Origin of the sequence: Micrococcus luteus (assembly GCF_022664405.1) — a bacterium.
Lineage (GTDB): Bacteria > Actinomycetota > Actinomycetes > Actinomycetales > Micrococcaceae > Micrococcus > Micrococcus luteus.
In genome coordinates, this window is the sequence record NZ_JAKRLB010000004.1 from 123,858 (window position 1) to 150,665 (window position 26,808).

Below are 26,808 nucleotides of genomic sequence, written 5' to 3' on the forward strand. Positions count from 1 at the left end.
CCATGACCGAGACGTTCGACGTGAACGCGACCCTCGGCGCCGACGAGCTCGTCCGGCTCACCGCGCTGCAGATGGCCGAGCGCCTGCGCGCCGGCACCACCACCTCCGTGGAGCTCGTCCAGGCCCACCTGGACCGCATCGCGGCCCACGACGGCGACGTGCGCGCCGACGCCGACGGCGACCGCGGCGTGCGCGCCTACCTCCACGTGAACACGGACGAGGCCCTCGCCGTCGCCGCCGAGGTGGACGCGATCCGCGCCGCCGGCGGCCCCGAGGCCGACGCCCTGCACCCGCTGGCCGGCGTGCCCGTGGCCGTGAAGGACAACATCGTCACGCGAGGCCAGCCGACCACGGCCGCCTCCCGCATGCTCGAGGGCTGGCTCAGCCCGTACGACGCCACGGTGGTGGCCCGCCTCCGCGAGGCCCGCCTGCCGATCCTCGGCAAGACCAACCTCGACGAGTTCGCGATGGGCGGCTCCACCGAGCACTCCGCGTTCGGCATCACCCGCAACCCGTGGGACGGGGACCGCGTGCCCGGCGGCTCGGGCGGCGGGTCGGCGGCCGCCGTCGCCGCCTTCCTGGCCCCCTTCGCCCTCGGCTCGGACACGGGCGGATCCGTCCGTGAGCCCGCCGCGTTCACCGGCACGGTCGGCGTGAAGCCCACCTACGGCGCGGTCTCCCGCTACGGCCTCATCGCCATGGCCTCCTCGCTGGACCAGATCGGCCCCGCCGCCCGCACCGTGGCCGACGCCGCGGCGCTGCAGCAGGTCATCGCCGGCCACGACCCGCAGGACTCCACGTCCCTGGCCGACGAGCCGGCGGACCTGACCGGCGCGGCCCGCGGCCGCGACCTGGCGGGGCTGCGCGTCGGCGTCGTGACGGACCTGCCGGCGGACGCGTTCCACCCGGGCATCCGGGCCGGCTTCGACGAGCACGTCGCGGCCCTGCGTGAGGCCGGCGCGGAGATCGTGGAGGTCTCCTGCCCCAGCTTCGACGCCGCCCTCGGGGCGTACTACCTGATCATGCCCTCGGAGGCCTCCTCCAACCTGGCCCGCTTCGACGGCGTCCGCTACGGCCACCGCGTGGTGCCCGACGGCGGCGGCACGATCGAGCAGGTCATGGGCGCCACCCGCGCCGCCGGGTTCGGCGCCGAGGTCAAGCGGCGCATCATCCTGGGCACCTATGCGCTGTCCGCCGGCTACTACGACGCCTACTACGGCTCCGCGCAGAAGGTCCGCACGCTCGTGCAGGAGGACTTCGCCCGCGCCTTCGAGCAGGTGGACGTCATCCTCACGCCCACCGCGCCGACCCCGGCGTTCGAGCTGGGCGCGAAGACGGACGACCCGATGACCATGTACGTCAACGACCTCGCAACCATCCCGGCCAACCTCGCCGGCATCCCGGGCATGTCCGTGCCGGGTGGCGTCGTCGACGGGCTGCCCTACGGCCTGCAGCTGATGGCACCGGCGCGCGAGGACGCGCGCCTGTACGAGGCCGGCGCCGCGCTCGAACGCCTCGTGGCCCAGCGCCGGGGCGGGCCGGTGTGGGCCGAGGCCCCCGAGCTGGAGAAGGGCGCGCAGCGCGCCACCACCGCGACCACGGCAGGAGGCCGGGCATGAGCCACGCAGAGCAGACCATGGACTTCGCGGAGGCGATGGAGCGCTTCGACCCCGTGCTGGGCTTCGAGGTGCACGTGGAGCTGAACACCGCCACGAAGATCTTCTCCTCGGCGCCCAACGCGTTCGGCGACGAGCCGAACACGAACGTGACCCCGCTCGACCTCGGCCTGCCGGGCACCCTGCCGGTGCTCAACCGCAAGGTCGTGGAGTACGCGATCCGCCTGGGCGTGGCCCTGGACGCGCAGGTCGCCGAGACCTGCCGGTTCGCGCGGAAGAACTACTTCTACCCGGACACGCCGAAGAACTTCCAGACCTCCCAGTACGACGAGCCGATCGTCTTCGACGGCCACCTGGACGTCGAGCTGGAGGACGGCGAGGTCTTCCGCGTGGAGATCGAGCGCGCGCACCTCGAGGACGACGCCGGCAAGCTCACCCACGTGGGCGGCTCCGGACGGATCCAGGGTGCCTCCGCGTCCCTCGTCGACTACAACCGTGCGGGCGTGCCGCTCATCGAGATCGTCACCAAGCCGATCGTCGGCGCCGGCGCGCGGGCCCCCGAGCTGGCCCGCGCCTACGTCACCGCGATCCGGGACATCGTGCAGGCCATCGACATCTCCGACGCGCGGATGGAGCGCGGCAACGTCCGTTGCGACGCGAACGTCTCGCTGATGCCCAAGGGCGCCACCGAGTTCGGCACCCGCACCGAGACGAAGAACGTGAACTCCACGCGCGCCGTGCAGCACGCGGTCACCCACGAGATCCAGCGCCAGGCCGCGGTGCTCGCCGCGGGCGGCACCGTGACGCAGGAGACCCGCCACTGGCACGAGGACACCCGCAGCACCACCTCGGGCCGCCCGAAGTCGGACGCGGACGACTACCGGTACTTCCCCGAGCCGGACCTCGTGCCCGTGCACGTGGACGCCGCGTGGGTCGAGCGCGTGCGCGCGGCCATGCCCGAGCTGCCGGCCGTGCGGAACAAGCGGCTCAAGGCCGAGTGGGGCTTCTCGGACGAGGAGTTCCGCGACGTCGTCAACGCCGGCGTCCTGGACGAGATCGTCGCGACCGTGGAGGCCGGCGCCTCCGCGGCGGCCGCCCGCAAGTGGTGGATGGGCGAGATCGCCCGCCTGGCGAACGTCCGCGAGGTCGCCGTCGCCGAGCTGGGGATCACCCCGGCGCACGTGGTGGAGGTCGAGGAGCTGATCGCCGCGAAGACGATCAACGACAAGATCGCCAAGCAGGTCCTCGGTCTCGTCGCCGAGGGCGAGGGCACGCCGAAGCAGATCGTCGAGGCGAAGGGCCTGGCCGTGGTGTCCGACGACGGCGCGCTCACCGAGGCCGTCGACGCCGCGATCGCCGCCAACCCGGACGTGGCCGAGAAGATCAAGGGCGGCAAGATGGCCGCCGTCGGCGCCCTCATCGGCCCGGTCATGAAGGCCACCCGCGGGCAGGCCGACGCCGGCCGCGTCCGCGAGATCGTCCTGGAGCGCCTGGGCGTGTCCTGACGACCGCGCGGGCCCTCAGCCGTCCAGGGCGGTGAGGGCCCGCGCCACGCGGGGCAGGGTCTTGCGCAGCAGGCGCCGCCAGGACCCTGCGGCCAACCCGCCGACGATCACGTCCCGGGCCGCCGCGTCGTCGAGCGTCTCCAGGGCCATCGCCCCGAGCCACACGCGCGCCCGGCGGGCCTCGGCCGCGTCCCGGGCCAGGTCGGGGACCTTCTCCTCGCCGTGCCACAGCGCGAGGTAGGCGACGTTGACGGCGGGGTCCCACGCGCACGCGAGGTCCCAGTCCAGCACCCCGGCCAGCGCCCAGCGCAGCGGGGCGCGCGGGTCCTCGTCCTCGGGCACGGCGCGCCAGCGCATGTTGTGCCCGGCCAGGTCGCCGTGCACGAGCGACGGCGGCACGGGCGGCGCGGCGGTCCAGGTCGTCACGGCGTCCGCGAGGGCGGCCACCGCGTCCGGCCACGCCTCGGCGCCCAGCCGCGCGTCGACGTCGTGCCCCTTCCACGTGCCCAGGCGCGCGGCGACCGTCCCCGGCAGCGCCGCGACGTGCCGGGCGCGCTCCGGCGTCCACGGCCCGCGGAAGGCGAACGGGCGGCCGAGGTGCGGGGCGATCCGCGGGTCGGTGACGTCCACGGCGGCGAGGTCGTCGAGGACGCCGCGCAGCACGGCCGGATCGCCCTCGTGCGGCGGGTGCGGCCCGCCCGGGAGGAAGCGCTGCAGCACCGCGGCGCCCGGGCCCGCGGGGACGGGGTCCGAGAGGGCGACCGGCACGGTCCACGGCACGTCGCGCTCGGCCAGGGCCGCGGCGAGCCCGTCGAGGAGGGCCAGGCGCCGGGGCAGGTGCGCTGCGGGGTCCCGCTCGGGCGCCCACCGCGCGGCGGGGGCGGCGCCGACCTCGTGGGCCCGCGTCATCCGGAGGACGCCGACGTCCTCGAGCACCAGCACGCGGTGGAACTGCCCGCCCTCCTCCACGGACGCCGCGGCCCAGTCGGCTGTGCGGAGCCGGCGGGCGAGGGCGGGGTCGAGGCCGGGGCGGAGGTGCTGCAGGGCGCGGTGGACCAGCTCGAGCTCGCTGGGGGCAGGCGGGGAGACCACACGACCACGCTAACCCTCCCTCCGCCCTCCCGGACTTTCGAACGTGACATCGGGGGAATGGGGACTTTCGAACGGGAGAAAGGCCCCACCTCACGTTCGAAAGCGCCCGGGGGGAGAGGGGCGGGCCGATACTGGAGGGCATGCCCGCCACCCCGCGCACGTCCCGCACCCCGGCCGTCCGACCCGCCCCCGCGCTGCCCGCCCCCTCGGCGCGCACGGTGCGGTGGGAGATCGCGATCGTCCTCGGCCTCTCCCTGGGGAAGTCGGCGGTCTACGCGATCGTCCAGCTCATCGACAAGGCCACCCAGGCCCCGCTCGGCGAGCAGACCACCGTCCTCAACCCGGCCCTGGCCGACCGCTGGGCCTTCGACCTGACCTATCAGCTGCTCGGCATCGGATTCGCGCTCGTGCCGGTGGCCCTCGTGCTGCACCTGATGCACCTGCGCGGCCGGGACCCGTTCCGGGTGCTCGGCCTCGACCTGCGCCGCCCCGGCCGCGACTTGGCCTGGGGCCTGGGCCTGTTCGCGGCCATCGGGTTGGGCACGCTCGGCGTCTACGCCGCCGGCCGGGCCCTGGGCCTCACGACGGCGATCGTCGGCTCGGCGCTCGGGGAGAGCTGGTACCAGGTGCCGGTCCTGCTGCTCTCCGCGCTGCGGCACGGACTGCTGGAGGAGGTCATCGTGGGCGCCTGGCTCGTCGACCGGCTCGGGTATCTGCAGCGGCTGCGCGCCGCGGGCCTGGCGCACGATCCGGCGCCGGCCGTGCCGTCGTCGTGGGTGAGCGCCGAGGGGCTGTACCTGCCGACCCGCGCGGCCGTCGTGGTGCTCGCCCTCGCGCTGCTGCGCGGGGCGTACCACCTGTACCAGGGGATCGGGCCGGGCGTGGGCAACGCCCTGATGGGCGTGGTGTTCGCGCTCGTGTTCCTGCGGGTGCGCCGGGTGATGCCGCTGGTCATCGCGCACGCGCTGCTGGACGCCGTCGGGTTCGTCGGCTACCCGCTGCTGGCGCGGGCGGGGCTGCTCGGCTGAGCGGCCCCGCCTCCGCGCTCAGAGCGTGACCTCGCCCTTCGGGGTGCGGAAGGTGACCGAGACGATGCCCGGGGTGCCGGAGGGCGCGACGTACTCGATGTTCACGTCCTGGACCTGGCCGTCCTCGTCGTCGCCGAGCCACTCGGCGAGGCGCTCGGGGGAGCCGGCGATGTTCAGGCGCTCGATGGTGGCCTGCGGCTCGGCCGCCTGCGAGGGGTGCATGTCCTCCTGACCGTCGGCCCAGCGCAGGATGAACGGCAGCTGCGGGTCCGCGAGGGTTCCCTTGACGCCGATCTGCCGCCAGGACAGCTCCCGGCCGTCCGGGAAGCGACGGTTGCCGGGGACGGCCTCACGGCCGAGGCGGCGCTCGAACCGGCCGATGTCCGTGGTGGCCACCGCCCAGCTCATCCAGCCGCCGCCCTGCTCGGTGCGGGCGCGCACGAGCTGGCCGAACGGCGCGCTGAGGGAGGCCGGGTGGTCCAGAGCCTCGACGACCTCCAGATACTGCCTGCCCGCCATGGGGAACAGGGCGTTCTGCGTGCCGAAGCGGGGGTGGACACCGCCCTTGATCCGCTCGATGCCCAGCGTCTCGGCGATGCGGGCGACCGTGGCGTCCAGGCCCTCGGGGCCGGCGGCGTAGGACACGTGGTCCATGCGACAGGTGTGCACTGCGCTGTTCCTCTCCGTTCCCGGGCTGCCCCGGGGGTTGACCTGGTGCGAGTCGCGGGGCGTCGAGCCCTTGACGGGTCGGGCGCCCCGTGCGGAGAGCGTATCCGCGGGTGACACGCGTGACGAAATCGTGGCGGGGCGGCGGGCTACACTCGGAGGCACGGTCACGAGAGTCAGCAACAGGCCCCGGCATGCTGACCGGCAACCCTCCTTCCGCGGTGGGGTGCCCCGGGTGACGACCAGGCCGGCCCCACAACGGACGCCGGCAAGCGCGGGCCGATCCCACGGCCCCTCTCGACGGCGCCGGGTCATCTCCGGCACCTCGACGACGCCGGTTCCCGGATCGGCACGTCGGCCGGCGGGCGGGGCGGCCGGGTCCGGCCCCTGAACCCCTCAGGAGGGTCCGCCATGACCGACCAGACCACCCAGACCCCCGACGCCTGGGGCTTCTCCACCGCGCAGGTCCACGCGGGCGTCGCCGTCGGCCAGCACGCCTTCGGTGCGACCGCCCTGCCGATCTTCCAGACCACCTCGTACGACTTCCCGTCCGCCCAGGTGGCCGCGGACCGGTTCGCGCTCAAGGACCTCGACCCGCTCTACACCCGCATCGGCAACCCGACGCAGGGCCCGGTGGAGGAGAAGATCGCCGCGCTCGAGGGCGGTGTGGGCGCGCTGCTGCTGGCCTCCGGCCAGGCGGCGACGACGTTCGCGATCCTCAACCTCGCCGGCGCCGGCGACCACGTGGTCGCCTCGGCCAGCCTCTACGGCGGCACGCAGAACCTGTTCAAGCACACCCTCGCCAAGGTCGGCGTCGAGACGACGTTCGTGACCGACCCGGACGACCTCGAGTCCTGGCGCGCCGCCGTCCGGCCGAACACCACGGCGTTCTTCGGCGAGACCCTCGGCAACCCGCGCGGGGACGTCCTGGACGTGCGCGCCGTCGCCGACGCCGCCCACGAGGCCGGCGTGCCGCTGATCGTGGACAACACGCTGGCCACCCCGTACCTGCTGCGGCCGATCGAGCACGGCGCCGACGTCGTCACCCACTCCGCCACGAAGTACCTCGGCGGGCACGCCGCGGCCATCGCGGGCGTGATCGTCGACGCCGGCACGTTCGACTACGCGCAGCACGCCGAGCGGTACCCCGGCTTCAACGAGCCGGACGAGTCGTACCACGGCCTCGTCTACGCGCGGGACCTCGGGGTGGGCTCGCCGCTCGGCGCCAACCTGGCCTTCATCCTCAAGGCGCGCGTGCAACTGCTGCGCGACTACGGCTCGGCCATCTCCCCGTTCAACGCGTTCCTGGTGAACCTCGGCCTGGAGACCCTGTCCCTGCGCATGGAGCGGCAGGTGGCCAACGCGGCCGCGGTGGCGCGCTGGCTGGAGGGCCGCGACGACGTCGAGCACGTGGTCTACGCCGGCCTGGAGTCCAGCCCGTGGCACGAGCGCGCCCAGCGCTACCTGCCGAAGGGCGCGGGCGCGTTCGTCTCCTTCGAGATCGCGGGCGGCCGCGAGGCCGGGGCCGCGTTCGTGGACGGGCTCACCCTGCACCACCACGTGGCCAACATCGGCGACGTCCGCTCGCTCGTGGTGCACCCGGCCTCCACCACCCACTCCCAGCTCACCGACGACGAGCAGCGCGCCGCCGGCGTCACCCCCGGCCTGGTGCGGCTCTCGCTCGGCGTGGAGGACATCGAGGACATCCTCGCCGACCTCGAGCGCGGCTTCGCGGCCGCCGCCCGCCGCGGCGACGACGACGCGGGGGAGCGGGCATGACCGCCGTCGCCACGCGTCCGTCGCGCACCGCGCTGCCCCGCGGCGGCCGCCACCGTCTGCGGGTCGGCGAGCTGCGCACCGAGACCGGCGGGCTGCTGCCCGACGTCGAGCTGGCCTACGAGACCTGGGGCACCCTCGCCGCCGACGGCGCCAACGCCGTGCTCGTGCTGCACGCCCTCACCGGCGACGCGCACGTGGCCGCGCACGAGGAGGACCCGACGCCGGGCTGGTGGGACGCCCTCGTCGGCCCGGGCCGCGCCGTGGACACGGACCGGTGGTTCGTGGTCGCCCCCGCCATGATCGGCGGCTGCCACGGCTCCACCGGGCCCTCGACGCCCGCGCCCGACGGGCGGCCCTGGGGCTCCCGGTTCCCGTTCCTCACGCTGCGGGACGCGGTCGAGGCCGAGCGGCGCCTGGCCGACCACCTCGGGATCGGCGCCTGGCGTGCCGTGATCGGCGGATCGATGGGCGGGGCCCGCGCCCTCGAGTGGGCCGCGACCCACCCCGCGCGCGTCGCCGGGGTGGGTGTGCTGGCCGCCACCGCGGCCTCCTCCGCCGACCAGATCGCGTGGGGCCAGGCGCAGACCGCGGCCATCCGCCTCGACCCGGACTTCCAGGGCGGCGACTACTACCCCGGCCCCGGCCCCGTGGCCGGCCTGGGCATCGCCCGGCGCATCGCCCACACCACCTACCGCACGGCGGGCGAGCTCGGCCAGCGGTTCGGCCGGGAACCGCAGGGCGTCGAGGACCCGTTCGGCGCCGTCGTCGGGGTGCCGGGCGGGCGCGGGCGCTACGCCGTGGAGTCCTACCTGGACCACCAGGCGGCCAAGCTCGCCGACCGGTTCGACGCGAACTCCTACCTCGTGGTCACCGAGGCCCTCATGGGCCACGATGTCGGGCGCGGGCGCGGCGGCGTGGCGGCGGCGCTCGCGGACTACCGGGGCCGGGCGTTCGTGGCCGCCGTCGACTCGGACCGGCTCTACCTGCCGGCCGAGTCCGAGGCGCTCGCGGCGGCGCTGCCCGCGCGGCCGCCGGTGCACACGATCGCCTCGCCCATCGGCCACGACGGGTTCCTCACCGAATACGGCCAGGTGGCCGACACGCTGAAGCGCACCCTCGCCCTCTGAGCTTTCGTTCGAGAAACGGCGGCGTGTCGCGGCACTGTCGTTCGGGAAACGGACCCCGGCCCCCGCCGGCCGGGCTCAGGGCTCGACGACGTCCAGCGGCTCGGTGTGGTCCGAGCCCTGCGGCATCGGCGCGCCGAAGAGCGGCTCGGGGACGGGGCGCTTGGCCGTGACGCCGTCGCCGGAGGAGACGCCGCGGATGCGGCGGACCATCCACGGCGCCAGGTGCGTGCGCACCCACGCGGCGTCCGACGCGCGGGCCTCGCGCCAGGTGCGTGGCGCCGGCGGGGACAGGCGCAGGTGCTCGAGGCCGTGCTCCACGCCGAGGGTGTCCAGCACCATCGCGGCGATCGTGTGGTGGCCGAGCGCGGAGAAGTGCAGGCGGTCCTCGGCCCACATCTCCCGCCGGGCGAGGTCCTTGAGTGACCACATGTCCGGCACCAGCGCGTCGTGCCGCAGCGCGATGGTGCGCACGTTCTCGTTGTAGATCGCCACGGTGCCGCGGATGCGGCCGATGACGGGCGTGCCCTTCACGTCGGTCGCGTTGAACAGCAGCACGGTGGCGCCGTCGGAGGCCAGGCGTTCGACGACGGCGTCCAGCCGGACCGCGATCTCGTCCGGGTCCGCGCCGCGCAGGATGTCGTTGCCGCCCGCGCAGACGCTGATGAGGTCCGGCCGCAGGGCGAGCGCCGGCTCCACCTGGTCCTCGGCGATCTGGTCCAGCAGCTTCCCGCGGACCGCCAGGTTGGCGTAGGCCAGGTCCTCACTGGGCGGGGTCAGGCGGGAGAGCTCCTCGGCCAGGCGGTCGGCCCAGCCGCGGTGGTAGCCGGGGCGGTCCGGGTCGGGGTCGCCGATGCCCTCGGAGAACGAGTCCCCGATGGCGACGTAGCGGCGCCACGGATGGGCGGCGGGGTCGTCGACCGGGGTCGCGTCGGAGGCGTGCGGAGGCTGGGAGGAGGATGGGTTGCCCACGGGTAGGATTCTGCCCGCGTCGCGCGGGAGGGGTCAACCTCCGGGTGGGGTGACCGCGCCGCTCGCTAGGCTGGCGGGCGTGAACGCGAACCCCACCCCCGCCGTCGAGCCCGTCGTCCGCTGGTCCCGCCCCGAGGGCGAGCGTACCGAGGACCTGCTGATCGTCCTGCACGGCTACGGCGCGAACGAGGACGACCTGTTCGGCCTCGTCCCGCACCTGCCCGAGCACGTCACGGTGGCCGCCGTGCGCGCGCCCCTGCCCCTGCAGCCGGGCTCCCACGCCTGGTTCCCGCTCTCCCAGGACCCGGTCACGGGGGAGCTGGGCTCCACCGCCGAGCCGGTGCGCGAGGCCGTCAAGGCCCTGCACGCCTGGGTGCAGGCCGTGCGCGGGGACTTCCGCACCGTCTCCCTGCTCGGCTTCTCACAGGGCATGGCCATGGCCACGTCGCTGCTGCGCCTGGACCCGGAGGCCTACGCGTGCACCGTGGCGCTGTCCGGCTTCGTGGTGGACCCGGAGCTCACCGAGCCGCAGCTGCGCGAGCTGTTCACCCGCGACGACGACGTCGCCCGCGTCCGACCGAAGGTCTTCTGGGGCCGCGGCCAGGAGGACCCGATCATCTCCGAGCCCCGGGTCGAGGAGACCCATGCCTGGCTGAACGCCCACGTGGACCTCATGAAGATCGTCTATGCCGGGCTCGGCCACGCGATCAACGAGCAGGAGCTGGGCCACGTGAAGGAGTACCTCGCCCACATGGTGCCGCCCCGCGGCTGACGCACCGGACACGCTCGACGACGGCGCCGCGGCCGCCCGACGGGGCGTCGGCTCAGGCCTGCCCGGCCTGGACGACGAACGCCTCGCCGTTGAACTCGACGACGTCCCCGTCGTGCAGCTGGGCGCCGCGGCGCGTCTCCACCGCGCCGTTGACGGTGACGAGCCCGTCGGTGACGACGTCGCGGGCCATGGCCCCGTCCTCCACGAGGGAGGCGAGCTTGAGCGCCTGGCCGAGGCGGATGGACTCGTCACGGATGGGCAGGGGCTGGGCGTCGGGTGCGTTCGTCTCGGTCATGGTGTCCATCATGGCCGGTAGGCTGGACGGGATCGACCGGCGCGCCGCGCCGGAACGGGCCCGCCGCGTCGAAGGCGGCCGGGTGCCGTCGTCGTCGTGATCCCCTCCCGCCCCGCCGATGAGTACGGAAGTGATGCCCCCATGGCTGCCAAGTCCCCGCTGGACAACGTCATCAACCTCGCCAAGCGCCGAGGCTTCGTGTTCCAGGCCGGTGAGATCTACGGCGGTTCGCGCTCCGCGTGGGACTACGGGCCCCTGGGTGTGGAGCTGAAGGAGAACATCAAGGCGGAATGGTGGAAGACCTTCGTGCGCTCCCGCGAGGACATGGTGGGCCTGGACTCCTCCATCATCCTGCCGCGCGCGGTGTGGGAGGCCTCCGGCCACGTCGAGACCTTCACCGACCCGCTCGTGGAGTGCACCCAGTGCCACAGGCGCCACCGCCAGGACCACCTGCTCGAGGCGTTCGAGGCCAAGAAGGGCCGGCCGGCCGAGGGCATGGCCGAGATCGTGTGCCCGGACTGCGGCACCCAGGGCGCCTGGACCGAGCCGCAGCTGTTCTCGGGCCTGGTCAAGACCTACCTCGGCCCCGTGGACAACGAGGAGGGCCTGCACTACATGCGCCCGGAGACGGCGCAGGGCATCTTCGTGAACTTCCTCAACGTGCTGGGCGCGGCCCGGAAGAAGCCGCCGTTCGGCATCGGCCAGATCGGCAAGGCGTTCCGCAACGAGATCACCCCGGGCAACTTCATCTTCCGCACCCGTGAGTTCGAGCAGATGGAGATCGAGTACTTCGTGCCGCCGGCCGAGGCGGGCCAGCACTTCGACCGCTGGGTCGAGGACTGCTGGGACTGGTTCATCGACCTCGGCATCGACCCCGCGCACCTGCGCAAGTTCGACGTCCCCGCGGACGAGCGGGCGCACTACTCGGACGCCACGATCGACCTCGAGTACGACTTCGGCTTCACCGGCGGCGACGGCTGGGGCGAGCTGATGGGCATCGCGAACCGCACCGACTACGACCTGGGCCGGCACACCGAGCACTCGGGCACCAAGATGCAGTACTTCGACCAGGCCAACAACGAGCACTACACCCCGTACGTGATCGAGCCGTCCTTCGGCCTGACCCGCGCCATGATGGCGTTCCTCGTGGACGCCTATGCCGAGAACGAGGCCCCGAACGCCAAGGGCGGGGTGGACGTGCGCACCGTGCTCAAGCTGGACCCGCGCCTGGCCCCGGTCAAGGCCGCCGTGCTCCCGCTGTCCAAGAAGCCCGAGCTGCAGCCGGCCACCCAGTCCCTCGCGGCGGAGCTGCGCACCCTCTGGAACATCGAGACGGACGACTCCGGCGCGATCGGCCGCCGCTACCGCCGCCAGGACGAGATCGGCACCCCGTTCTGCATCACCGTGGACTTCGACACCCTCGAGGACCAGGCCGTGACCATCCGCGAGCGGGACACCATGGCCCAGGAGCGCGTGGCCCTGTCCCAGGTGAAGTCCTACCTGCTGGAGCGCCTGGTCAAGTGAGCGGGGACGTGACGGGAGCGGCCGCGGCCGCGGGGCACGACGACGACGGCGTGTTGTTCGACTCCGCCGCGGTCGCTGGCGGGGAGGTCGTGCTGCGTCCCTGGCGACCCGGGGACGACCTGGCCCTGCTCGAGGTGTGGGGCGACCCGGCCAACGCGCAGCAGCACCAGGACCGGGCGATGCTCGCTGAGGACGCGGAACGGCCCTGGCGCCGCGCGCTCGTGGCCGAGGCCGCCGGCGTGCCGGTGGCGGCCGGCGTCGTCTACGCCTCGTCCGTGCACCCGCGGCGGCTGTGGCTGTACGTCGAGACCGCAGCCGCCGAGCGGCGCCGGGGCATCGGCCGGGCGCTCGTGGCGGCCCTGCGGGGGCTCGCCGCGGAGGCGCATGCCGCCGGCACCATCCCGACGACGGCCCTGAAGGCCCGGTTCGCCAAGGACGCCCTGGTGCCCGGCGTGAGCGGTGCCGACCCGCAGACCGACGCCGAGGGCCCGGCCGGCCAGCCGCCCGTGGACACGGAGGCCGTGCGGTCCCAGACCGCCGCACTGGCCGCCGGCACCGAGGCGTTCCTCGTGGCCGAGGGCTTCACCCCCGTGCAGCGCTCCCGCCGCGTCGCGATCGCCCCGGGGGCCATCGGCCTGCCGGACGTGCGCGGCGAGGAGCACCCGGACGGCGTGGTCCTCGAGGAGGCCTCGACCGGCTCCGTCGAGCTGACCCAGGCGGTCACCGCGTTCTATGACGCCGTGCACGCCTGGGACCCGTCCACCCTGAGCGTCGGGGCCGCCCAGCAGCTGCTGCTGGGCCCGGCCACCGGGGCCGCGGGCGCCGTCGTGCTCCGCGACGCGCCGAAGGCCGAGGGCGGGCGCATCCGCGCGTTCGCGGTCTCCTACACCCCGGAGCGCCAGGACGCGCCGGCCGACGTGCTCGTGGGCTGGGACCCGGAGCTGGGGCAGGAGGACGCGCTGCAGGCCGTGGCCGACCTGCTCGCCCTGCTCGTGGCCCAGTACCCCGTGCAGCTCGAGGTGGACGAGGCGATGGCCCCGCTGGAACGGATCGTGGACGGGCTCATCGGCGGCAACGCCGCGCGGACCCTGGTGGACACGTACGTGTTCGTGGACGACACGACGGGCGCGTGAACCAGGCAGCCGAAGCGGACCGCCGGCGCACCCGCGCCCTGCGGGGCACCGTCCTGGCGGTGGCCCTGCTCAACGGCGCCTACCTGGTGGTCGAGATCATCCTGGCGGTGGGGATCGGCTCGGTGGCCCTCGTGGCGGACTCCGTCGACTTCTTCGAGGACTTCGCCGTCAACCTGCTGATCTTCGTGGCGCTCGGGTGGACGGCGGCCCGGCAGGCGGTCATCGGCAAGGTCATGGCCGGGATCATCGTGCTGCCGGCCGTGGCGGCGCTCGTCATGGCGGCCACGAAGATCGGCGACCCCGAGCCGCCGGCCGCGGGCGTGCTGCTGGGGGCGGCCGTCGGCTCGCTCCTCGTGAACATCGTGTGCGTGGTCCTGCTGGCCCGCGTCCGCGTCGACGGCGGCTCCCTCACCCGGGCGGCCTGGCTCGCGGCGCGCAACGACCTCGTGGCCGGCGTCGTGCTGATCGCCCTGTCCGGGATCACGGTGCTGACGGCGTCGGGCTGGGCGGACATCATCGTGGGCGTGCTTCTCGTGCTGCTCAACGGCTCCGCCGCCAAGGAGATCTGGGAGGCCGCGACCGAGGAGCACCTGGCGGCCCAGGCCCTCGCCGGCGAGGTCGACGACGACTGAGCGGTTCCTACGGGGCGGCGGGCAGCCGGGCGGCGAGCACCGCCCCGACGGCGGCCAGGCCCAGGAACACCGTCAGCGCCGGTGCAAGACCGACGGCGCCGGCCAGCGCCCCGACCGCCGGGCTGAGCCCGACCCCGGCCAGGCGCATGCACCAGCTCGTCACCGCCAGCCCGGTCTGCGGCCGGAGCCCGGGCGCCTCGTCGCCGAGCGCATAGGCCACGGGCACCACCACGGCGCAGCCCAGCCCCGCCAGCGCCAGCCCCGCGAACGCAGCAGGCACGGCCACCGGCCCCGGCAGCGGCGCCAGGGCCAGTCCCAGCCCCACGACGACGGCGCCCAGCCCCGCCGTCAGCGCCCCGCGGCGTCCCAGGACGGCGAGGGTGCGGTCGCCCGCGAGGCGGCCGACGAACTGCGCGCCCAGCAGCGTCGACGCGCCGAGCACCGCCGCGGCGGGGTCCAGGCCGCGCTCGGTGATCAGGAACAGGGTGGCCCACGCGTTGCCGAACTCTTCCACGCCGAAGCCGGCCATCGCGATCACCACGGCGGGGACGAGCGCGGCCACGGCGGCACGGCGGGGGAGGGCCGGGGCGCCCGGGGTGGCCGGGGCAGGCGGCGCGGACGTCTCCGACGGCGCGGGTGACTGATCCGAGGCGTCGCGGGCCGACGCCGAGTCCGTGGGCGCCTCCGCCAGGAACAGGCGCCGGACCCCCAGCAGCACCGCGACGCACACGGCGCCGTTGAGCCCCAGGTGCAGGGCCGCGGGGCCGCCCACGGTGATGACCGCGGCGCCGAGCCCGGCACCGGCGGCCGCTCCGAGGCTCCAGCCGGCGTGCATGGTCGTGAGCACGGGCCGGGCCAGCCGGGTCTGCACCTGCAGGCCCTGCGCGTTCTGGGCGGTGTCCACGACGGCGTCGAGCACCCCCGATGCCAGGACGAGGCCCGTGAAGACCCACAGCGGCCAGGCCGCGGCCGTGCCCGGACCGTGCCCGGCCCCCGCGCCCGCCCCGGCGATGTCGAGGACGAGACCGGCCGCCGTCGTGAGCAGGGCGATGGCCACGCTGCCGGCGAGCATGACGCGGCGGGCGCCGAACCGGCGCAGGATCGGCGCGGGCAGGGGCCCGGCGAGCGTGCCGCCCACGGCGAGCGCGATGACGAGCAGGCCGAACCCGGCCGGGTCCAGGCCGAACGCGGCCTTGGCCTCCGGGTAGTGCGGGATGAGCGCGCCGAGCAGGGCGCCGTTCGTCGCGAAGGCGGCGGTGACGGCCCAGCGCGCGCGACGGGCTCGGGTGAACCCGTCGGCGGCCGGGAGGTGCGGCGCGGCCTCGCTCATGCATCCCAGCCGAGCAGGCGCCAGACCTCCGCCCAGCCGGCGAAGATCTTCGCGTTGTACTCGACCCCGAGCTGGTTGGGATTGGCGAACAGGACCCAGTCGGCGGCGGCGACGGCGTCGTCGGCGGCGAGTTTCTCCGCGACCTCCTCGGCGGACCCGGCGTAGGTGGGGCCGGAGCGGGCGGCGCCGCCCTCGAGCATGCCGGAGGAGTCGCGCGAGGCCCGCTCCCGGCCGAAGTACAGCTCGTCCTCCCGGTCCTGGATGACGAACGCGGAGCGCGTGACCGCCGTGCGGCCCGGACCGGCGTGGCCGGCCGCGGCGAAGGCCTCCCGGTAGCGCGCGATCTGGTCGGCCTGCTGGACGTGGAAGGGGCGGCCGTCGTCCTGCAGGAGCAGGGTGGAGGAGAGCATGTTGTAGCCGTCCGCGGCGGCGCTGGCCACCGAGCCCACGGACCCCGACCCCCACCAGATCCGGTCCGCGAGACCGGGGGAGTGCGGCTCGATCCGCAGCGGCTGCGAGCTGTGCGCCCAGCCGGAGGTGAGGTCCGGCGTCGCGATCCCCTCGCCGCGCACGGCCGAGAGGAACCGGCGTCCGCGCTCGCGGGTCACGTCGGCCCAGGTCTGCCCCTCGGCGAGGGCGTAGCCGAACTGCGCCTGGCCGTCGAGGGCGGCCTCGGGTGAGCCGCGGGAGACGCCGAGCTCGAGCCGCCCGCCGGAGATGAGGTCCGTGGTGGCCGCGGCCTCGGCCATGTACAGGGGGTTCTCGTAGCGCAGGTCGATCACGCCCGTGCCGAGGCTGATCCGCTCGGTGCGAGCGGCCATCGCGGCGAGGATCGGGAACGGCGAGGAGAACATCCGCTGGAAGTGGTGGACGCGCAGCCAGGCGCCGTCGAGCCCGGCGTCCTCGGCGGCCACGGCCATCGCGACGACGTCGTCGAGGGCCTGCCGCGCGTCCGGTTCGGCGCCGGGCCGGTGGATCCAGTGGCCGAAGTTGAGGAAGCCGAGGTGCTTGCGGGTCATGCCGGGTGCAACCGCGGGGCGGGCGGGGCTGTTCCCGGTGCTCGTCTGACCGCCGGCCGGCGACATCACCTGCGGGCAGACCCGCGGAGATGTCGCTGCGGAGCGGTCGATCGCCGCGGCGTCCGCCATACTGGCGGGCATGAGCGAGCAGTGGAGCGAGAAGGACATCGAGCTGGCGAACCGGCTCTTCGACATGGCGCGGGACGGGGACACGGCCCAGCTGAAGGCATACCTGGACGCCGGGGTGAGCACGCGCCTGCGCAACCACGCGGGCGACTCGTTCCTCACCCTCGCCGCCTACCACGAGCACCCGGACACGGTGGCGATGCTGATCGAGGCCGGCGCCGAGATCGAGCACGCCAACGATCGCGGCCAGCGCGCCCTGACCTGCGCCACGTTCAAACGGGATGTCGCCTCGATGCGGCATCTGCTCGCGGCCGGTGCGGACCCCGATGCCGGCACGCCGTCGGCCCGGCAGACCGCTCAGATGTTCGCCGGTGCTGACCTGCTGGCGGTGCTCGACGGCGGGGACGCGGCGCCGTCGTCGGAGGCCTGACCCGCCGGGAGGACGGTCTGCCCGTCCCGGCGGGGCGCCTCGGCGATCGCCTCCCAGCGGGCCTCGTCGTGGGGCACGGTGACGTGGGTGCCGGGCGGAATGGAAGAATGGGGTCCGACATGACTTCTTCCCACACCCTCCCCGCCGCGGCGGTGACCGACGCCGACGACGTCGCCGACCTCCACGCCGCGCACTACGCCAAGTCCGCCGGCGCGGGTCGACGCATCACCGACGACGATCAGCTCCACGAGGCCCGCCACCCCGCCCCGACGACGGACCGCCTGACCCTGCCCCCGCTGCGGCTGGGGCCGCTGACCATCGACGTCCCCGTGGTGCTCGCCCCGATGGCCGGCATCACGAACACCGCGTTCCGCCGCCTGTGCCGCGAGTACGGCGGCGGCCTCTACGTCAACGAGATGGTCACAGCCCGCGCGCTCGTCGAGCGCAAGCCCGAGTCGATGCGGATCATCCAGCACGACCCGGACGAGGTGCCCCGCTCCGTGCAGCTCTACTCCGTGGACCCGGTCACCACCGGCGCGGCGGTGCGGATGCTGGTCGAGGAGGGCCGCTGCGACCACATCGACATGAACTTCGGCTGCCCCGTGCCGAAGGTGACCCGGCGCGGCGGCGGCTCGGCCCTGCCATGGAAGTCGGAGCTGTTCGCCTCGATCGTCAAGGCCGCCGTCACCGAGGCCTCGAAGAAGGACATCCCGGTGACCGTGAAGATGCGCCGCGGCATCGACGAGGACCACCTGACCTTCCTCGACGCCGGCCGCACGGCCCGCGACCTCGGCGTCGCCGCCGTCGCCCTCCACGGCCGCACCACGCGCCAGTTCTACTCGGGCACCGCCGTGTGGGACGACATCGCCCGGCTGCGCGAGGCCCTGCCGGACATCCCCGTGCTCGGCAACGGCGACATCTGGTCCGCGGAGGACGCCATCGCGATGGTCGAGCGCACGGGCGTGGACGGCGTCGTGATCGGCCGCGGCTGCCAGGGAAGGCCCTGGCTGTTCGGGGACCTGCAGGCCGCCTTCGAGGGCCGCCAGGACCGGTTCCAGCCGACCCTGGGCATGGTCGCGGACACGCTGTACCGCCACGCCGAGCTGCTCGTGGACACCTTCGGCGGCGACGAGCTCAAGGCGCTGCGGGACATCCGCAAGCACGTGGCCTGGTACTTCAAGGGCTACCCCGTGGGCTCGGAGATCCGCACCGCGCTGTCCACCGTCCCGGACCTGGCCACGATGCGCGAGATCCTCACCCGCGTGGACCGCGACCAGCCCTACCCGGGCGAGGCCGCCGAGGGCCCCCGCGGCCGGGCCGGCGCCCCCAAGCGCCCGCACCTGCCGGACGGCTGGCTGGACTCCCGCGAGCTCAACGCCGAGCAGCAGGCCATGATCCAGGCCGCCGAGCTGGACGTCTCCGGTGGCTGAGCCCACGACGCCGGTGCCCGCCGCCGGAACGCCCGCCGCGCCGTCGTCGCACTGGACCGGCGCCGCCCACCAGCCGGTGCTGTTCGGCCCGGAAGGCCGGCCCCCGTATGCCGGCCGCGCCGTGCAGACCCCCGGCTACACGCCGTGGGACCGGGAGCGGTGGCTGCCCGAGCCGCCCAAGTCCTCCTACCGTTCGGACTTCGAGCGGGACCGTGCCCGCGTGCTGCACTCCGCGGGCCTGCGCCGGCTGGGGGCCAAGACCCAGGTGGTCGCCCCGGACGCGGACGACTTCGCCCGCACCCGCCTGACCCACTCGCTCGAGGTGGCGCAGGTGGGGCGTGAGCTCGGCCGGTCGCTGGGCTGCGACCCCGACCTCGTGGACACCGCCTGCCTGTCCCACGACCTCGGCCACCCGCCCTTCGGGCACAACGGGGAGAAGGCGCTCGACGCGCTCAGCGAGGACGTCGGCGGCTTCGAGGGCAACGCCCAGACCCTGCGCTTGCTGGCCCGCCTCGAGCAGAAGAAGCTCTTCGCGGACGGCTCCTCCGCGGGCCTGAACCTCACGCGGGCCGCCCTCGACGCCGCATGCAAGTACCCATGGACCCGTGAGGACGCCCCGCTGCGCCCGGACGGCACGCGGTCGCGCAAGTTCGGCGTCTACGAGGACGACCTGCCCGTGTTCCGCTGGTTCCGCGCCGGGGTGCCCGGCACGCGCACGTCCATGGAGGCCCAGGTCATGGACCTCGCGGACGACATCTCCTACTCCGTGCACGACGTCGAGGACGGCGTGGTCAACGCCGTGTTCCAGCTCAAGTGGCTGGCCATCCCGGAGCACCGGGAGCGCGTCGTGGAGACCACCCGCCAGTGGTACCTGCCGCACACGGACCCGGCCGAGGTCGACGCGGCCCTGGCCCGCCTCGAGGCCACCGACGTGTGGGTCTCCGAGATGGACGGCTCCCGGCGGGCGCTGGCGGCGATGAAGGACATGACGAGCCAGCTGATCGGCCGGTTCTGCACCGCCGCCTTCGACGCCACGCGCCAGGTGTTCGGCAACGAGCCGCTGACCCGCCACGGCGCCGACGTCGTGGTGCCCGAGGAGACGGAGACCGAGATCGCCGTGATGAAGGGCATCGCGGCGGCCTACGTGATGACCGCGGAGCAGCGTCAGCCGCTCTACGCGCGGCAGCGCGAGGTGCTTGCGGAGCTCGTGGCGCTGCTGGACGCCACGGGGGACCGGTACCTCGAGCCGATGTTCGCGTTCGACTGGGCGCAGGCCCCCGACGACGCCGCCCGGCGGCGCGTGGTGATCGACCAGATCGCCTCGCTCACCGATTCGACCGCCGTCGAGTGGCATCACACCCTGGTGCAGGGCGCGGAGTTCCGTCGCGTCTGGCTCTGACCGGCGGGTCCAGCAGCGCGGGAAGCACCGCGCCGGCGGGACCCCGCAGGACGTGCGTGACCGCGCCGCTCAGCTCGGTCTCCACCGGGTTGATCTCCACGACGGCGGCCCCGGCCCCCAGCGCCACGAACGGCAGGGACGCCGCCGGCTGGACGATGCCCGAGGTGCCGACCACCAGGCACAGGTCGCAGTCCTCGAGCGCGGCGAAGGCGCGGTCCCAGGGCTCGGCCGGCAGCATCTCCCCGAACCACACGATCCCCGGGCGGATCAGCCCGTCCCCGCACACGGTGCAGGCCGGCGGTGCCTCGCGGAGCATCGCCTCGAGGTCGGCCTCGGAGCCGGCCGTCGCCTCGTCCGCGGGCGCGCCCGGATCGACGTCGGCGGGGGCCCCGCAGTCGGCGCAGCGGTGCTCGAACAGGGACCCGTGCAGGTGCGCGAGGACCCGGGCGCCGGCGCGCTCGTGCAGGTCGTCCACGTTCTGGGTGACCACCTCCAGGCCGGGCGTGCGGCGCTGCCAGACGGCGACGGCGTCGTGCCCCGGATTCGGTTGGCGGGCCCGCACCATCCGGGCACGCCACCGGTACCAGGACCACACGAGCGCGGGATCCGCGAGGAATGCCTCCTCCGTGGCGAGCTCCTCCGCGGAGAACCGCTCCCACAGGCCGGTCTGGGCGTCGCGGAACGTGGGGATGCCGGACTCGGCGCTCATCCCCGCCCCGGAGAGCACCACGGGACGCTCGGCGGCGGCCACGAGCGCGCGGACGGCGTCCAGCACGTCAGGGTCGAGGTCGGGGGCGGAGGCGGCGAGGACGGGGTGCGGATCGGCCATGTCCCCAGCCTAGGCAGGCGGCACGGGTGGTCGCCCCCCTTCGTTTGGGGGCGGTTTGCGGCGTTATTCCGTCGGAATACCGCCGAATATCGCCCCCGAACCCGTGAGTGGGGTCAGGTGAGGTCGGGCGACGTCGTCGGCAGGCCCGTGCCGGCGGCGCGGGCGAGGGCCCGGCGCAGGCCGCGGGCCTTGAGGAGGACCTCGTCGTGCTCGGCGGCCGGGTCCGAGTCCGCGACGATCGCCCCGCCGGCCCCCACGGACCAGCGGCCCCCGGCGAGCACGGCCGTGCGGATCACGACGGACAGCGACGTCGTCCCGTCCGCACTCAGCATCCCCAGCGCCCCGGAGTAGACCCCCCGTGGGGAGGCCTCCCACGCGGCCAGCAGCTCGACGCTGCGTCGCTTCGGCGCGCCCGTCATCGACCCGCCGGGGAACAGGGACCGCACCACGTCCACGGGTTCGACGCCGGCCCGCGCGGTCCCCGTGACCGTGGAGACGAGCTGGTGGACGCTCGCGTAGCTCTCCACCGCCATGAGGGAGGGCACCTGCACGGAGCCGGGCTCGCACACCCGGGAGAGGTCGTTGCGCAGCAGGTCCACGATCATGAGGTTCTCGGCGCGCGTCTTGGGGTCGGCGGCGAGCGCGCGGGCGGCCTCGGCGTCCGCGACCGGGTCGGGCAGGCGGGCGGCGGTGCCCTTGATCGGCTTGGTGCTGTACCGGCCCGCGCGCCCGGCGAGGAATCGCTCCGGTGAGGCCGAGACCACGGCCCACCGGCGGGAGCCCGTGCCGTGCTCCAGCAGCGCCGCGTACGGGGCCGGCTGGTGCGCGGCGAGCTCGTGGAAGAGGACCAGCGGGTCCACGCGTAGCCCGGGATCGGCGTCGAAGCGGGTGGTCAGGCACAGCTCGTAGGAGTCGCCGGCGTGCAGCGCGGCGCGGCAGCGGGCGATCTGTTCGGCGTACGCCGCCCGGTCCTCGCGCCACGTGCCCGGCGCCTCCTCGTCGGCCTGTGGTCCCGGGCCGGCGTCCCGCGGCGGGGGCACGACGACGTCGCCCGCCGCCGTCTCGAGAGCGCGGCGGGCCGCGGCGAGGGCGCGGCGCACGTCCCCTGCCCAGCGGTCGGCCCCGGTCTCCGCGGCGGTCGGAGCGAGGGAGACGACGCAGCAGTGCAGCACCCCGGCCGCGTGGTCCGCCACGACGTAGCGGGACGGGCGCACCCAGAACTGCGCGGGCAGGGACGCGGGGTCCTCGGCTCGACGTGAGGGCGGTGTCACCCCCAGATCCGCCAGGCCGAGCTCGTAGCCGAGCCAGCCGACCAGGCCGCCGCGCAGCGGCAGCCCCTCGCCGCCGACCACCGGCCGGGGCGCGGCCGCGGCCGCGAGGTCGGCCCACGCGCGGTCCGGATCGGCGGGGTCGTCGTGCCGGACCAGCCGCGGGCCGGGGGAGGGCGTGCGGCCCTGCTCCTCGCCGAGCACGTCCAGGCCGTCGCCCGCCACGGACCAGCGGGCCTCGGCCGGGTCCGGCAGGGCCGAGTCCAGCCAGAACGACGCCGCCCCGCGCACGACGGCGTGCGCGTAGACCGCCGCCACGGCGGTCGCCGCCGTGTGTCCGGCCGCCGCGAGCGCCGCGGCGTCGAGCGTGCGCACGGCCACGTGCAGGGGAGTGGAGGCGTCCTGGGGCGGGACGGGCGCGGTGGGCATGGCCCCCAGCGTAGGGGTCAGCCCCCGCCCGAATCGCTCCGTACGCTGGCGGCATGCCGTCCTCCCCGCCCCGCCGCGCCCTGGTCGCCGCGCTGCTCGTGGGCGTGCTCCTCGTGCTGCTGGCCCCGTGCGTGGACTACGTCATCGCGTTCACCGCGCTCGCGGGCGGGGCGGCCGAGCGGCTGCTGGCGGCGGCTCCGCTGCTCATGCTCGTCCAGCTGGTCGTGCTGCCCGTGCTGCTGCGCGTCGTCGCCGGCGAGGCTGCCGTGGCCGCGGTCGACGTCGGGCCCTTCGTCCGTGCGCTGGTCCTGCTGATCCTGGCGCCGCTCGCGCTCGCGGCGCTGCTCCAGTGGGGCACGGCGCGCGGCCGCGGCGGGGTGCGCCGCACGGCAGCCGGGGTGGTGCGCGGGTGCACGGCGGCGATGGTCCCGCTCATGGTCGTCACGCTGTTCACGGTGGTCGCCTCCCAGATCCGCGGGGTGGGGGAGCGGTTGCCCGCACTGGCCGCCGTCGTGCCCCTGTTCGCGGCGTTCGCCGCCGTGATGGTGGCCCTCGGCGTGGTGGCTGCGCGGTGGGCGCGTCTCGACGTGCCCGCAGGACGGGCGCTCGTGTTCTCGGGCGTGACGCGGAACTCCCTGGTCGTGCTGCCGCTGGCGTTGGCCCTGCCGGCGAGCCTGGACCCGGCCCCGCTCGTGGTGGTGACGCAGACGCTCGTGGAGCTCGGGGCGATGGTGAGCCTCGTCCGGCTGGTGCCCCGGCTGCTGCCGCTGCACGGGCAGTCCGCGGGGGCGGGCGCGGGTCGAACCGTGACCTGACCGCCCAGAATGTTGCCTTACCGTGACCGGAATCACGGTCCCGGGTGGCTATGGTGGGCGACATGAGCCTCTCGTTCGTGTCCTCGGCGCGCCGCCGTCACGGCGGCCTGGCGTCGGCCGCGCTGTTCCATCCGCTGGTCGAGGCGGCCACCGGCGCACTGCCCGTCATCGACCCCGCCACCGGGCGCCCCGCGTCCGAGGGAGTGGACGCGGCGCGGACCGAAGCGTCCCGCGCGGCAGGGACCGGTCCTGCACAGGCCGCAGCGGAGACCGAGCCATCCACGCAGGCCGGTTCCGCTCGGGGCTGACCGCTCCGCCCCCTCCCTAGAATGGTCCGCATGGCTGGACTGATCGTGCGCAAGGACATCGACCTCGTCCGCGAGCGCACGGATCTGAAGGCCGTCGTGGAGGAGTTCGTCACCCTGCGCTCGGCAGGCGTGGGCTCATTCAAGGGGCTGTGCCCGTTCCACGACGAGCGGACGCCGTCGTTCCACGTGCGCCCCGGCGTGGGCACCTACCACTGCTTCGGCTGCGGCGCGCACGGGGACGTCATCAGCTTCCTCATGGAACTCGAGCACACCACGTTCACGGAGACCGTGGAGCGGCTGGCGTCCCGCGTGGGGGTGGAGCTGCACTACGAGGACGGCGGCACCGGCCCGGACAAGGCGGAGACGGGGCGCCGTCGTCGCCTGTTCGAGGCGAACAAGGTGGCGGACGAGTTCTTCCGTCGGGCCCTCGGCTCGCCCGAGGCCCAGGCCGCCCGCGACTTCCTCACCCAGCGCGGGTTCACGCAGGAGCACGCGGTGCAGTTCGGCCTCGGGTACGCCCCGCAGGGGTGGTCGCATCTGCTGGACCACCTCCGGCAGCGCGGCTTCCGGGACGAGGAGCTGCGCGCCTCCGGGCTGGTGTCCGAGGGACAGCGCGGCCTGTACGACCGGTTCCGCGGCCGCCTGCTCTGGCCCATCCGGGACATGACCGGCGCGACCATCGGCTTCGGCGCCCGCAAGCTCTACGACGACGATCCCGGCCCCAAGTACCTGAACACCCCCGAGACGCCGCTCTACAAGAAGTCCCAGGTGCTCTACGGCATCGACCTGGCCAAGCGCACGATCGCCAAGGAACGCCAGCTGGTGCTCGTCGAGGGCTACACGGACGTGATGGCGGCCCACCTGGCCGGCGTCGGCACGGCCGTGGCCACGTGCGGCACCGCGTTCGGCGCGGACCACATCAAGGTGGCCCGCCGCCTGATCTCCGACGACGGCACGGGCGGCGAGGTGATCTTCACCTTCGACGGCGACGAGGCCGGGCAGAAGGCCGCCCTCAAGGCGTTCGACGAGGACCACCGCTTCCTCGCCAAGACGTTCGTGGCCGTGGAGCCCAGCGGCATGGACCCGTGCGACCTGCGCATGCAGAAGGGCGACGAGGCCGTGCGCGCGCTCATCGCCTCGCGGCGGCCGCTCTTCGAATTCGCGATCCGGGCGGGGCTGAAGGACTACGACCTGAACACCGTCGAGGGCCGCGCCGGCGCCCTGCGCCACGCCGCGCCGATCGTGGCGGGCATCAAGGACGCCGTCCTGCGTCCCGGCTACGAGCGGGAGCTGGCCGGCTGGCTCGGCCTGGACCCGAACGCCGTGCACCGCGCCGTGGCCGCGGCCGGGCGCGCGCCGCGGCGGGGGCCCGAGCCCGAGGCACGGCCGGCCCCGGCGGACGACGGGCAGGCGATCGGGCCCACGGGCCGCCACGGGGAGGCCGCCGCCCCGGCGCCGCGGATCGTGGTGCCGGTGGATCCGCGCGACCCCGTCGCCCGTCGGGAGCGGGAGTCCCTCGAGGTGGTGCTGCAGCATCCGACCCTGCTCTCCGCAGAGCAGTGGACCGCGCTGTACGCCGCCCGCTTCACGGTCCCGCAGTACGCCGCCGTCCACCAGGGCGTGAAGATGGCCGGGTCGGCGGGGGCGACGCCGCAGCGCTGGGTGGACGCCGTGCGGGACGCCGTGCCCCAGGAGGTGGCCGGCGTCGTCTCCGAGCTGGCCGTCCGCGACCTGCCCGCCCGCACTCCCGAGGATGTGGACCGGTACTGCCGGGACATCATGAACCGCCTGTTCGCCCTGCAGATCGTGCACCGCAAGGAGGAGCTGCTCGGGCGCCTGCAGCGGCTCGGCCCCGAGGGCGACCCCGCCGAGTTCACCCGCCTCAACAGCGAGCTCATGGAACTGGAGGCGCGCCGCCGAGCCCTCCGCGCCGACGACTGACCCCCACCCGTTTTCGTTCGGGAAACGGCGGCTCCAGGCGCGTTGTCGTTCGGGAAACGGCGGCCCGTCGGCCGCGCGGCGTCAGCGCTCGTCGACCGTGAGCACCTCACCGGACGTGGCGTCGATCTCGACCTCGGGGCCGTCCGCGCCGTCTTCGCGGTCGAACTCGACCTCCCACTGGAGGGTGCCGTTGTCGTCGTCCAGGTCCATCTCGTCCAGGGTCACCCCGTCACGTCCCTCCCGGGCGGTGTCGAGGGCCTGCTGGGCGGTGACCTCGGCGTCCTTCGCCTTCTGGACGTCCTCGGGGTCCGATTCGCGGTCGGTCTCGGTGATGGCGCCGTCGGCGGTGACGTCCAGCTCCTTCACCTCCTCGCCCACCACGACGTCGACCTCCCAGGTCGTGTCATCGTCGTCGGCATCCACCGCGACGATGATGCCGTCGCCGTACTTCTCCAGGACCGCGTCGATCACGGCGTAGGCGGGCTCGTCGGCCTGGCCGGTGGCCGAGCCGCCGCCGGCCGCGGGGGCCGTCGATGAAGCCGGGGCGGAGGAGGCTGACGACGACGCCGAGCCCGACCCGTCGTCCGTGGTGGGGGTGTTCGCCACGGACGAGGAGGCGTCGACCCCCGGCGAGGCGGAGCCGTCGTCGCCGTTGTCGGAGGTGGTGCCGCAGGCCGCGAGTGCGAGCGCGACCAGCACGCCCGTGCCGGTCAGCGCGGACTTGCGCGTGAGGGTCGTGATGGTCATGGACACGTCTCTCCTTCGGGTCCGTTCCTCATGGTTCTGGGAATGTCCTCGCACCGTAGCCCCGCCGGAGCCGTGCCTGGCAAGGGCCCGGTCCCCGGGCGTGGGCAGGACGACGACGGCGCCCCGCGGCCGGGTGGCGCGCAGGCAGGGGCTCTGGTAAAGTTCCATCCGTTGTTCGAACGACTCCGGCGGTTCGCGGCACATTCCCCCGTAGCTCAACGGCAGAGCATTCGACTGTTAATCGAAGGGTTGTTGGTTCGAATCCAACCGGGGGAGCCGAGCAGAGGCCCCTGCACCGACCATGTCGGTGTGGGGGCTTCTTCGTGCCTGGAGGATGACCGGGCCGAGCAGCTCCGCGAGCGTGATGTCGAAGACCTCCGCGATGGTGGCCAGCTCCTCCAACGTAAAGGCCACCCGCGCGCGAAGCCGGTGTGAGATGCCGCTCTGTGAGACGCCGAGCGCTGCTGCTAGGTGTAAGAGGTCATGACGTTGTTGACTCGTGCCGGGGCCAACGAGGTTGGCGGGGCGTCCCCGCAGGAGGTATGAGGCCGATGGTAGTTGTAGTGGTTCACCCACACCTGCAGGGCCTCACGCCGAGC

The 26,808-nt window shown here is 74.4% G+C and carries 25 protein-coding genes, 1 tRNA gene, 1 pseudogene and 1 riboswitch; of the genes and pseudogenes, 16 read left to right on the top strand and 11 right to left on the bottom strand.

Annotated features, from left to right (window positions below; all coding sequences use genetic code 11):
- Positions 1-2 precede the first annotated feature (2 nt).
- Both gatA and gatB read left to right on the top strand, forming a co-directional pair.
- Positions 3-1,619, top strand: a complete 1,617-nt coding sequence (gene gatA, locus MF605_RS03045) for an Asp-tRNA(Asn)/Glu-tRNA(Gln) amidotransferase subunit GatA (protein WP_178329084.1) — start codon at positions 3-5, stop codon at positions 1,617-1,619.
- On the top strand, positions 1,616-3,121 hold the full coding sequence (gene gatB, locus MF605_RS03050) for an Asp-tRNA(Asn)/Glu-tRNA(Gln) amidotransferase subunit GatB (protein WP_134416424.1): 1,506 nt from the start codon (positions 1,616-1,618) through the stop codon (positions 3,119-3,121). Before gatA ends, gatB begins: the two co-directional genes overlap by 4 nt.
- Before the next feature lie 15 nt (positions 3,122-3,136).
- On the opposite strand, the gene MF605_RS03055 is transcribed toward gatB, so the two are convergent.
- Complete coding sequence (locus MF605_RS03055; protein ID WP_134416426.1) at positions 3,137-4,213, bottom strand: phosphotransferase; 1,077 nt, start codon at positions 4,211-4,213, stop codon at positions 3,137-3,139.
- A 140-nt stretch (positions 4,214-4,353) separates the two neighbouring features.
- On the opposite strand from MF605_RS03055, the gene MF605_RS03060 reads away from it, so the two are divergent.
- A complete protein-coding gene (locus tag MF605_RS03060; RefSeq protein ID WP_134416428.1) occupies positions 4,354-5,241 on the top strand; it encodes a CPBP family intramembrane glutamic endopeptidase in 888 nt (295 codons plus the stop codon).
- 18 nt (positions 5,242-5,259) lie between these two features.
- Here MF605_RS03060 and MF605_RS03065 read toward each other — a convergent pair whose 3' ends face one another.
- Entirely contained in the window at positions 5,260-5,895 is a 636-nt protein-coding gene (locus tag MF605_RS03065; protein WP_078025700.1) for a VOC family protein, read from the bottom strand.
- A gap of 177 nt (positions 5,896-6,072) precedes the next feature.
- A riboswitch (SAM riboswitch) is annotated at positions 6,073-6,188 on the top strand.
- A gap of 130 nt (positions 6,189-6,318) precedes the next feature.
- Here MF605_RS03065 and MF605_RS03070 point away from each other — a divergent pair.
- Both MF605_RS03070 and metX read left to right on the top strand, forming a co-directional pair.
- A complete protein-coding gene (locus tag MF605_RS03070) occupies positions 6,319-7,686 on the top strand; it encodes a bifunctional o-acetylhomoserine/o-acetylserine sulfhydrylase (protein ID WP_134416430.1) in 1,368 nt (455 codons plus the stop codon).
- Positions 7,683-8,813 carry a homoserine O-acetyltransferase MetX gene (gene metX / locus MF605_RS03075; protein WP_134416432.1) on the top strand — a complete coding sequence of 377 codons (1,131 nt, stop codon included), beginning with the start codon at positions 7,683-7,685 and terminating at the stop codon, positions 8,811-8,813. Before MF605_RS03070 ends, metX begins: the two co-directional genes overlap by 4 nt.
- Before the next feature lie 75 nt (positions 8,814-8,888).
- Here the strand turns inward: metX and MF605_RS03080 are convergent, their stop codons facing one another.
- Positions 8,889-9,782 (bottom strand): SGNH/GDSL hydrolase family protein, encoded by an 894-nt coding sequence (locus tag MF605_RS03080; protein WP_134416434.1) that lies wholly within the window; start codon positions 9,780-9,782, stop codon positions 8,889-8,891.
- A gap of 79 nt (positions 9,783-9,861) precedes the next feature.
- Between MF605_RS03080 and MF605_RS03085 the strand changes: the two genes are divergently transcribed.
- Entirely contained in the window at positions 9,862-10,554 is a 693-nt protein-coding gene (locus MF605_RS03085; RefSeq protein WP_063188754.1) for an alpha/beta hydrolase, read from the top strand.
- A gap of 52 nt (positions 10,555-10,606) precedes the next feature.
- Here the strand turns inward: MF605_RS03085 and MF605_RS03090 are convergent, their stop codons facing one another.
- Positions 10,607-10,849: an RNA-binding S4 domain-containing protein gene (locus tag MF605_RS03090; RefSeq protein ID WP_101967289.1), complete on the bottom strand. Its 243-nt coding sequence runs from the start codon at positions 10,847-10,849 to the stop codon at positions 10,607-10,609.
- A gap of 141 nt (positions 10,850-10,990) precedes the next feature.
- Here MF605_RS03090 and MF605_RS03095 point away from each other — a divergent pair, with 141 nt between their 5' ends.
- From MF605_RS03095 to MF605_RS03105, 3 genes are read left to right on the top strand one after another with little or no spacing between them, the layout of a single operon-like run.
- Positions 10,991-12,373 carry a glycine--tRNA ligase gene (locus MF605_RS03095; RefSeq protein ID WP_134416436.1) on the top strand — a complete coding sequence of 461 codons (1,383 nt, stop codon included), beginning with the start codon at positions 10,991-10,993 and terminating at the stop codon, positions 12,371-12,373.
- Entirely contained in the window at positions 12,370-13,506 is a 1,137-nt protein-coding gene (locus tag MF605_RS03100; protein WP_134416438.1) for a GNAT family N-acetyltransferase, read from the top strand. Before MF605_RS03095 ends, MF605_RS03100 begins: the two co-directional genes overlap by 4 nt.
- On the top strand, positions 13,503-14,138 hold the full coding sequence (locus MF605_RS03105; protein WP_134416440.1) for a cation efflux transmembrane domain-containing protein: 636 nt from the start codon (positions 13,503-13,505) through the stop codon (positions 14,136-14,138). Before MF605_RS03100 ends, MF605_RS03105 begins: the two co-directional genes overlap by 4 nt.
- Before the next feature lie 7 nt (positions 14,139-14,145).
- Here MF605_RS03105 and MF605_RS03110 read toward each other — a convergent pair whose 3' ends face one another.
- Positions 14,146-15,468, bottom strand: a complete 1,323-nt coding sequence (locus tag MF605_RS03110) for an MFS transporter (protein ID WP_134416442.1) — start codon at positions 15,466-15,468, stop codon at positions 14,146-14,148.
- Positions 15,465-16,487: an LLM class flavin-dependent oxidoreductase gene (locus MF605_RS03115; RefSeq protein WP_134416444.1), complete on the bottom strand. Its 1,023-nt coding sequence runs from the start codon at positions 16,485-16,487 to the stop codon at positions 15,465-15,467. Before MF605_RS03115 ends, MF605_RS03110 begins: the two co-directional genes overlap by 4 nt.
- Positions 16,488-16,626: 139 nt before the next feature.
- Between MF605_RS03115 and MF605_RS03120 the strand changes: the two genes are divergently transcribed.
- From MF605_RS03120 to MF605_RS03130, 3 genes are all read left to right on the top strand, one after another.
- Positions 16,627-17,043, top strand: coding sequence for an ankyrin repeat domain-containing protein (locus MF605_RS03120; protein WP_065573265.1), 417 nt, complete (start codon positions 16,627-16,629; stop codon positions 17,041-17,043).
- A gap of 119 nt (positions 17,044-17,162) precedes the next feature.
- Positions 17,163-18,473 (top strand): tRNA dihydrouridine synthase DusB, encoded by a 1,311-nt coding sequence (dusB, locus tag MF605_RS03125; RefSeq protein ID WP_225348373.1) that lies wholly within the window; start codon positions 17,163-17,165, stop codon positions 18,471-18,473.
- Positions 18,466-19,872: a deoxyguanosinetriphosphate triphosphohydrolase gene (locus tag MF605_RS03130; protein WP_134416446.1), complete on the top strand. Its 1,407-nt coding sequence runs from the start codon at positions 18,466-18,468 to the stop codon at positions 19,870-19,872. The genes dusB and MF605_RS03130 overlap by 8 nt, the downstream gene beginning before the upstream one ends.
- Here MF605_RS03130 and MF605_RS03135 read toward each other — a convergent pair.
- Together MF605_RS03135 and MF605_RS03140 are read right to left on the bottom strand one after the other, a co-directional pair.
- A complete protein-coding gene (locus MF605_RS03135; protein ID WP_134416448.1) occupies positions 19,799-20,701 on the bottom strand; it encodes an SIR2 family NAD-dependent protein deacylase in 903 nt (300 codons plus the stop codon). The genes MF605_RS03130 and MF605_RS03135 overlap by 74 nt on opposite strands.
- A gap of 113 nt (positions 20,702-20,814) precedes the next feature.
- Positions 20,815-22,398 carry an anthranilate synthase component I family protein gene (locus MF605_RS03140; RefSeq protein WP_113914073.1) on the bottom strand — a complete coding sequence of 528 codons (1,584 nt, stop codon included), beginning with the start codon at positions 22,396-22,398 and terminating at the stop codon, positions 20,815-20,817.
- Positions 22,399-22,487: 89 nt separating this feature from the next.
- On the opposite strand from MF605_RS03140, the pseudogene MF605_RS03145 reads away from it, so the two are divergent.
- The 3 genes and pseudogenes from MF605_RS03145 to dnaG form a co-directional block, all read left to right on the top strand.
- Positions 22,488-23,213, top strand: a pseudogene (locus MF605_RS03145) (bile acid:sodium symporter); the annotation flags it as partial.
- 62 nt (positions 23,214-23,275) lie between these two features.
- A complete protein-coding gene (locus tag MF605_RS03150) occupies positions 23,276-23,521 on the top strand; it encodes a hypothetical protein (protein ID WP_069942019.1) in 246 nt (81 codons plus the stop codon).
- 30 nt (positions 23,522-23,551) lie between these two features.
- A complete protein-coding gene (dnaG, locus tag MF605_RS03155; RefSeq protein ID WP_113914074.1) occupies positions 23,552-25,462 on the top strand; it encodes a DNA primase in 1,911 nt (636 codons plus the stop codon).
- An 81-nt stretch (positions 25,463-25,543) separates the two neighbouring features.
- Here dnaG and MF605_RS03160 read toward each other — a convergent pair whose 3' ends face one another.
- Positions 25,544-26,209, bottom strand: a complete 666-nt coding sequence (locus tag MF605_RS03160; protein ID WP_166795254.1) for a PepSY domain-containing protein — start codon at positions 26,207-26,209, stop codon at positions 25,544-25,546.
- 204 nt (positions 26,210-26,413) lie between these two features.
- Between MF605_RS03160 and MF605_RS03165 the strand changes: the two genes are divergently transcribed.
- Positions 26,414-26,485 (top strand) — tRNA-Asn (locus MF605_RS03165).
- Here MF605_RS03165 and MF605_RS12110 read toward each other — a convergent pair.
- Together MF605_RS12110 and MF605_RS03170 are read right to left on the bottom strand one after the other, a co-directional pair.
- Complete coding sequence (locus MF605_RS12110; RefSeq protein WP_422614626.1) at positions 26,447-26,647, bottom strand: hypothetical protein; 201 nt, start codon at positions 26,645-26,647, stop codon at positions 26,447-26,449. The genes MF605_RS03165 and MF605_RS12110 overlap by 39 nt on opposite strands.
- A gap of 29 nt (positions 26,648-26,676) precedes the next feature.
- A partial coding sequence (locus tag MF605_RS03170; RefSeq protein WP_242821236.1) for an integrase core domain-containing protein occupies positions 26,677-26,808 on the bottom strand: 132 nt, incomplete at its 5' end.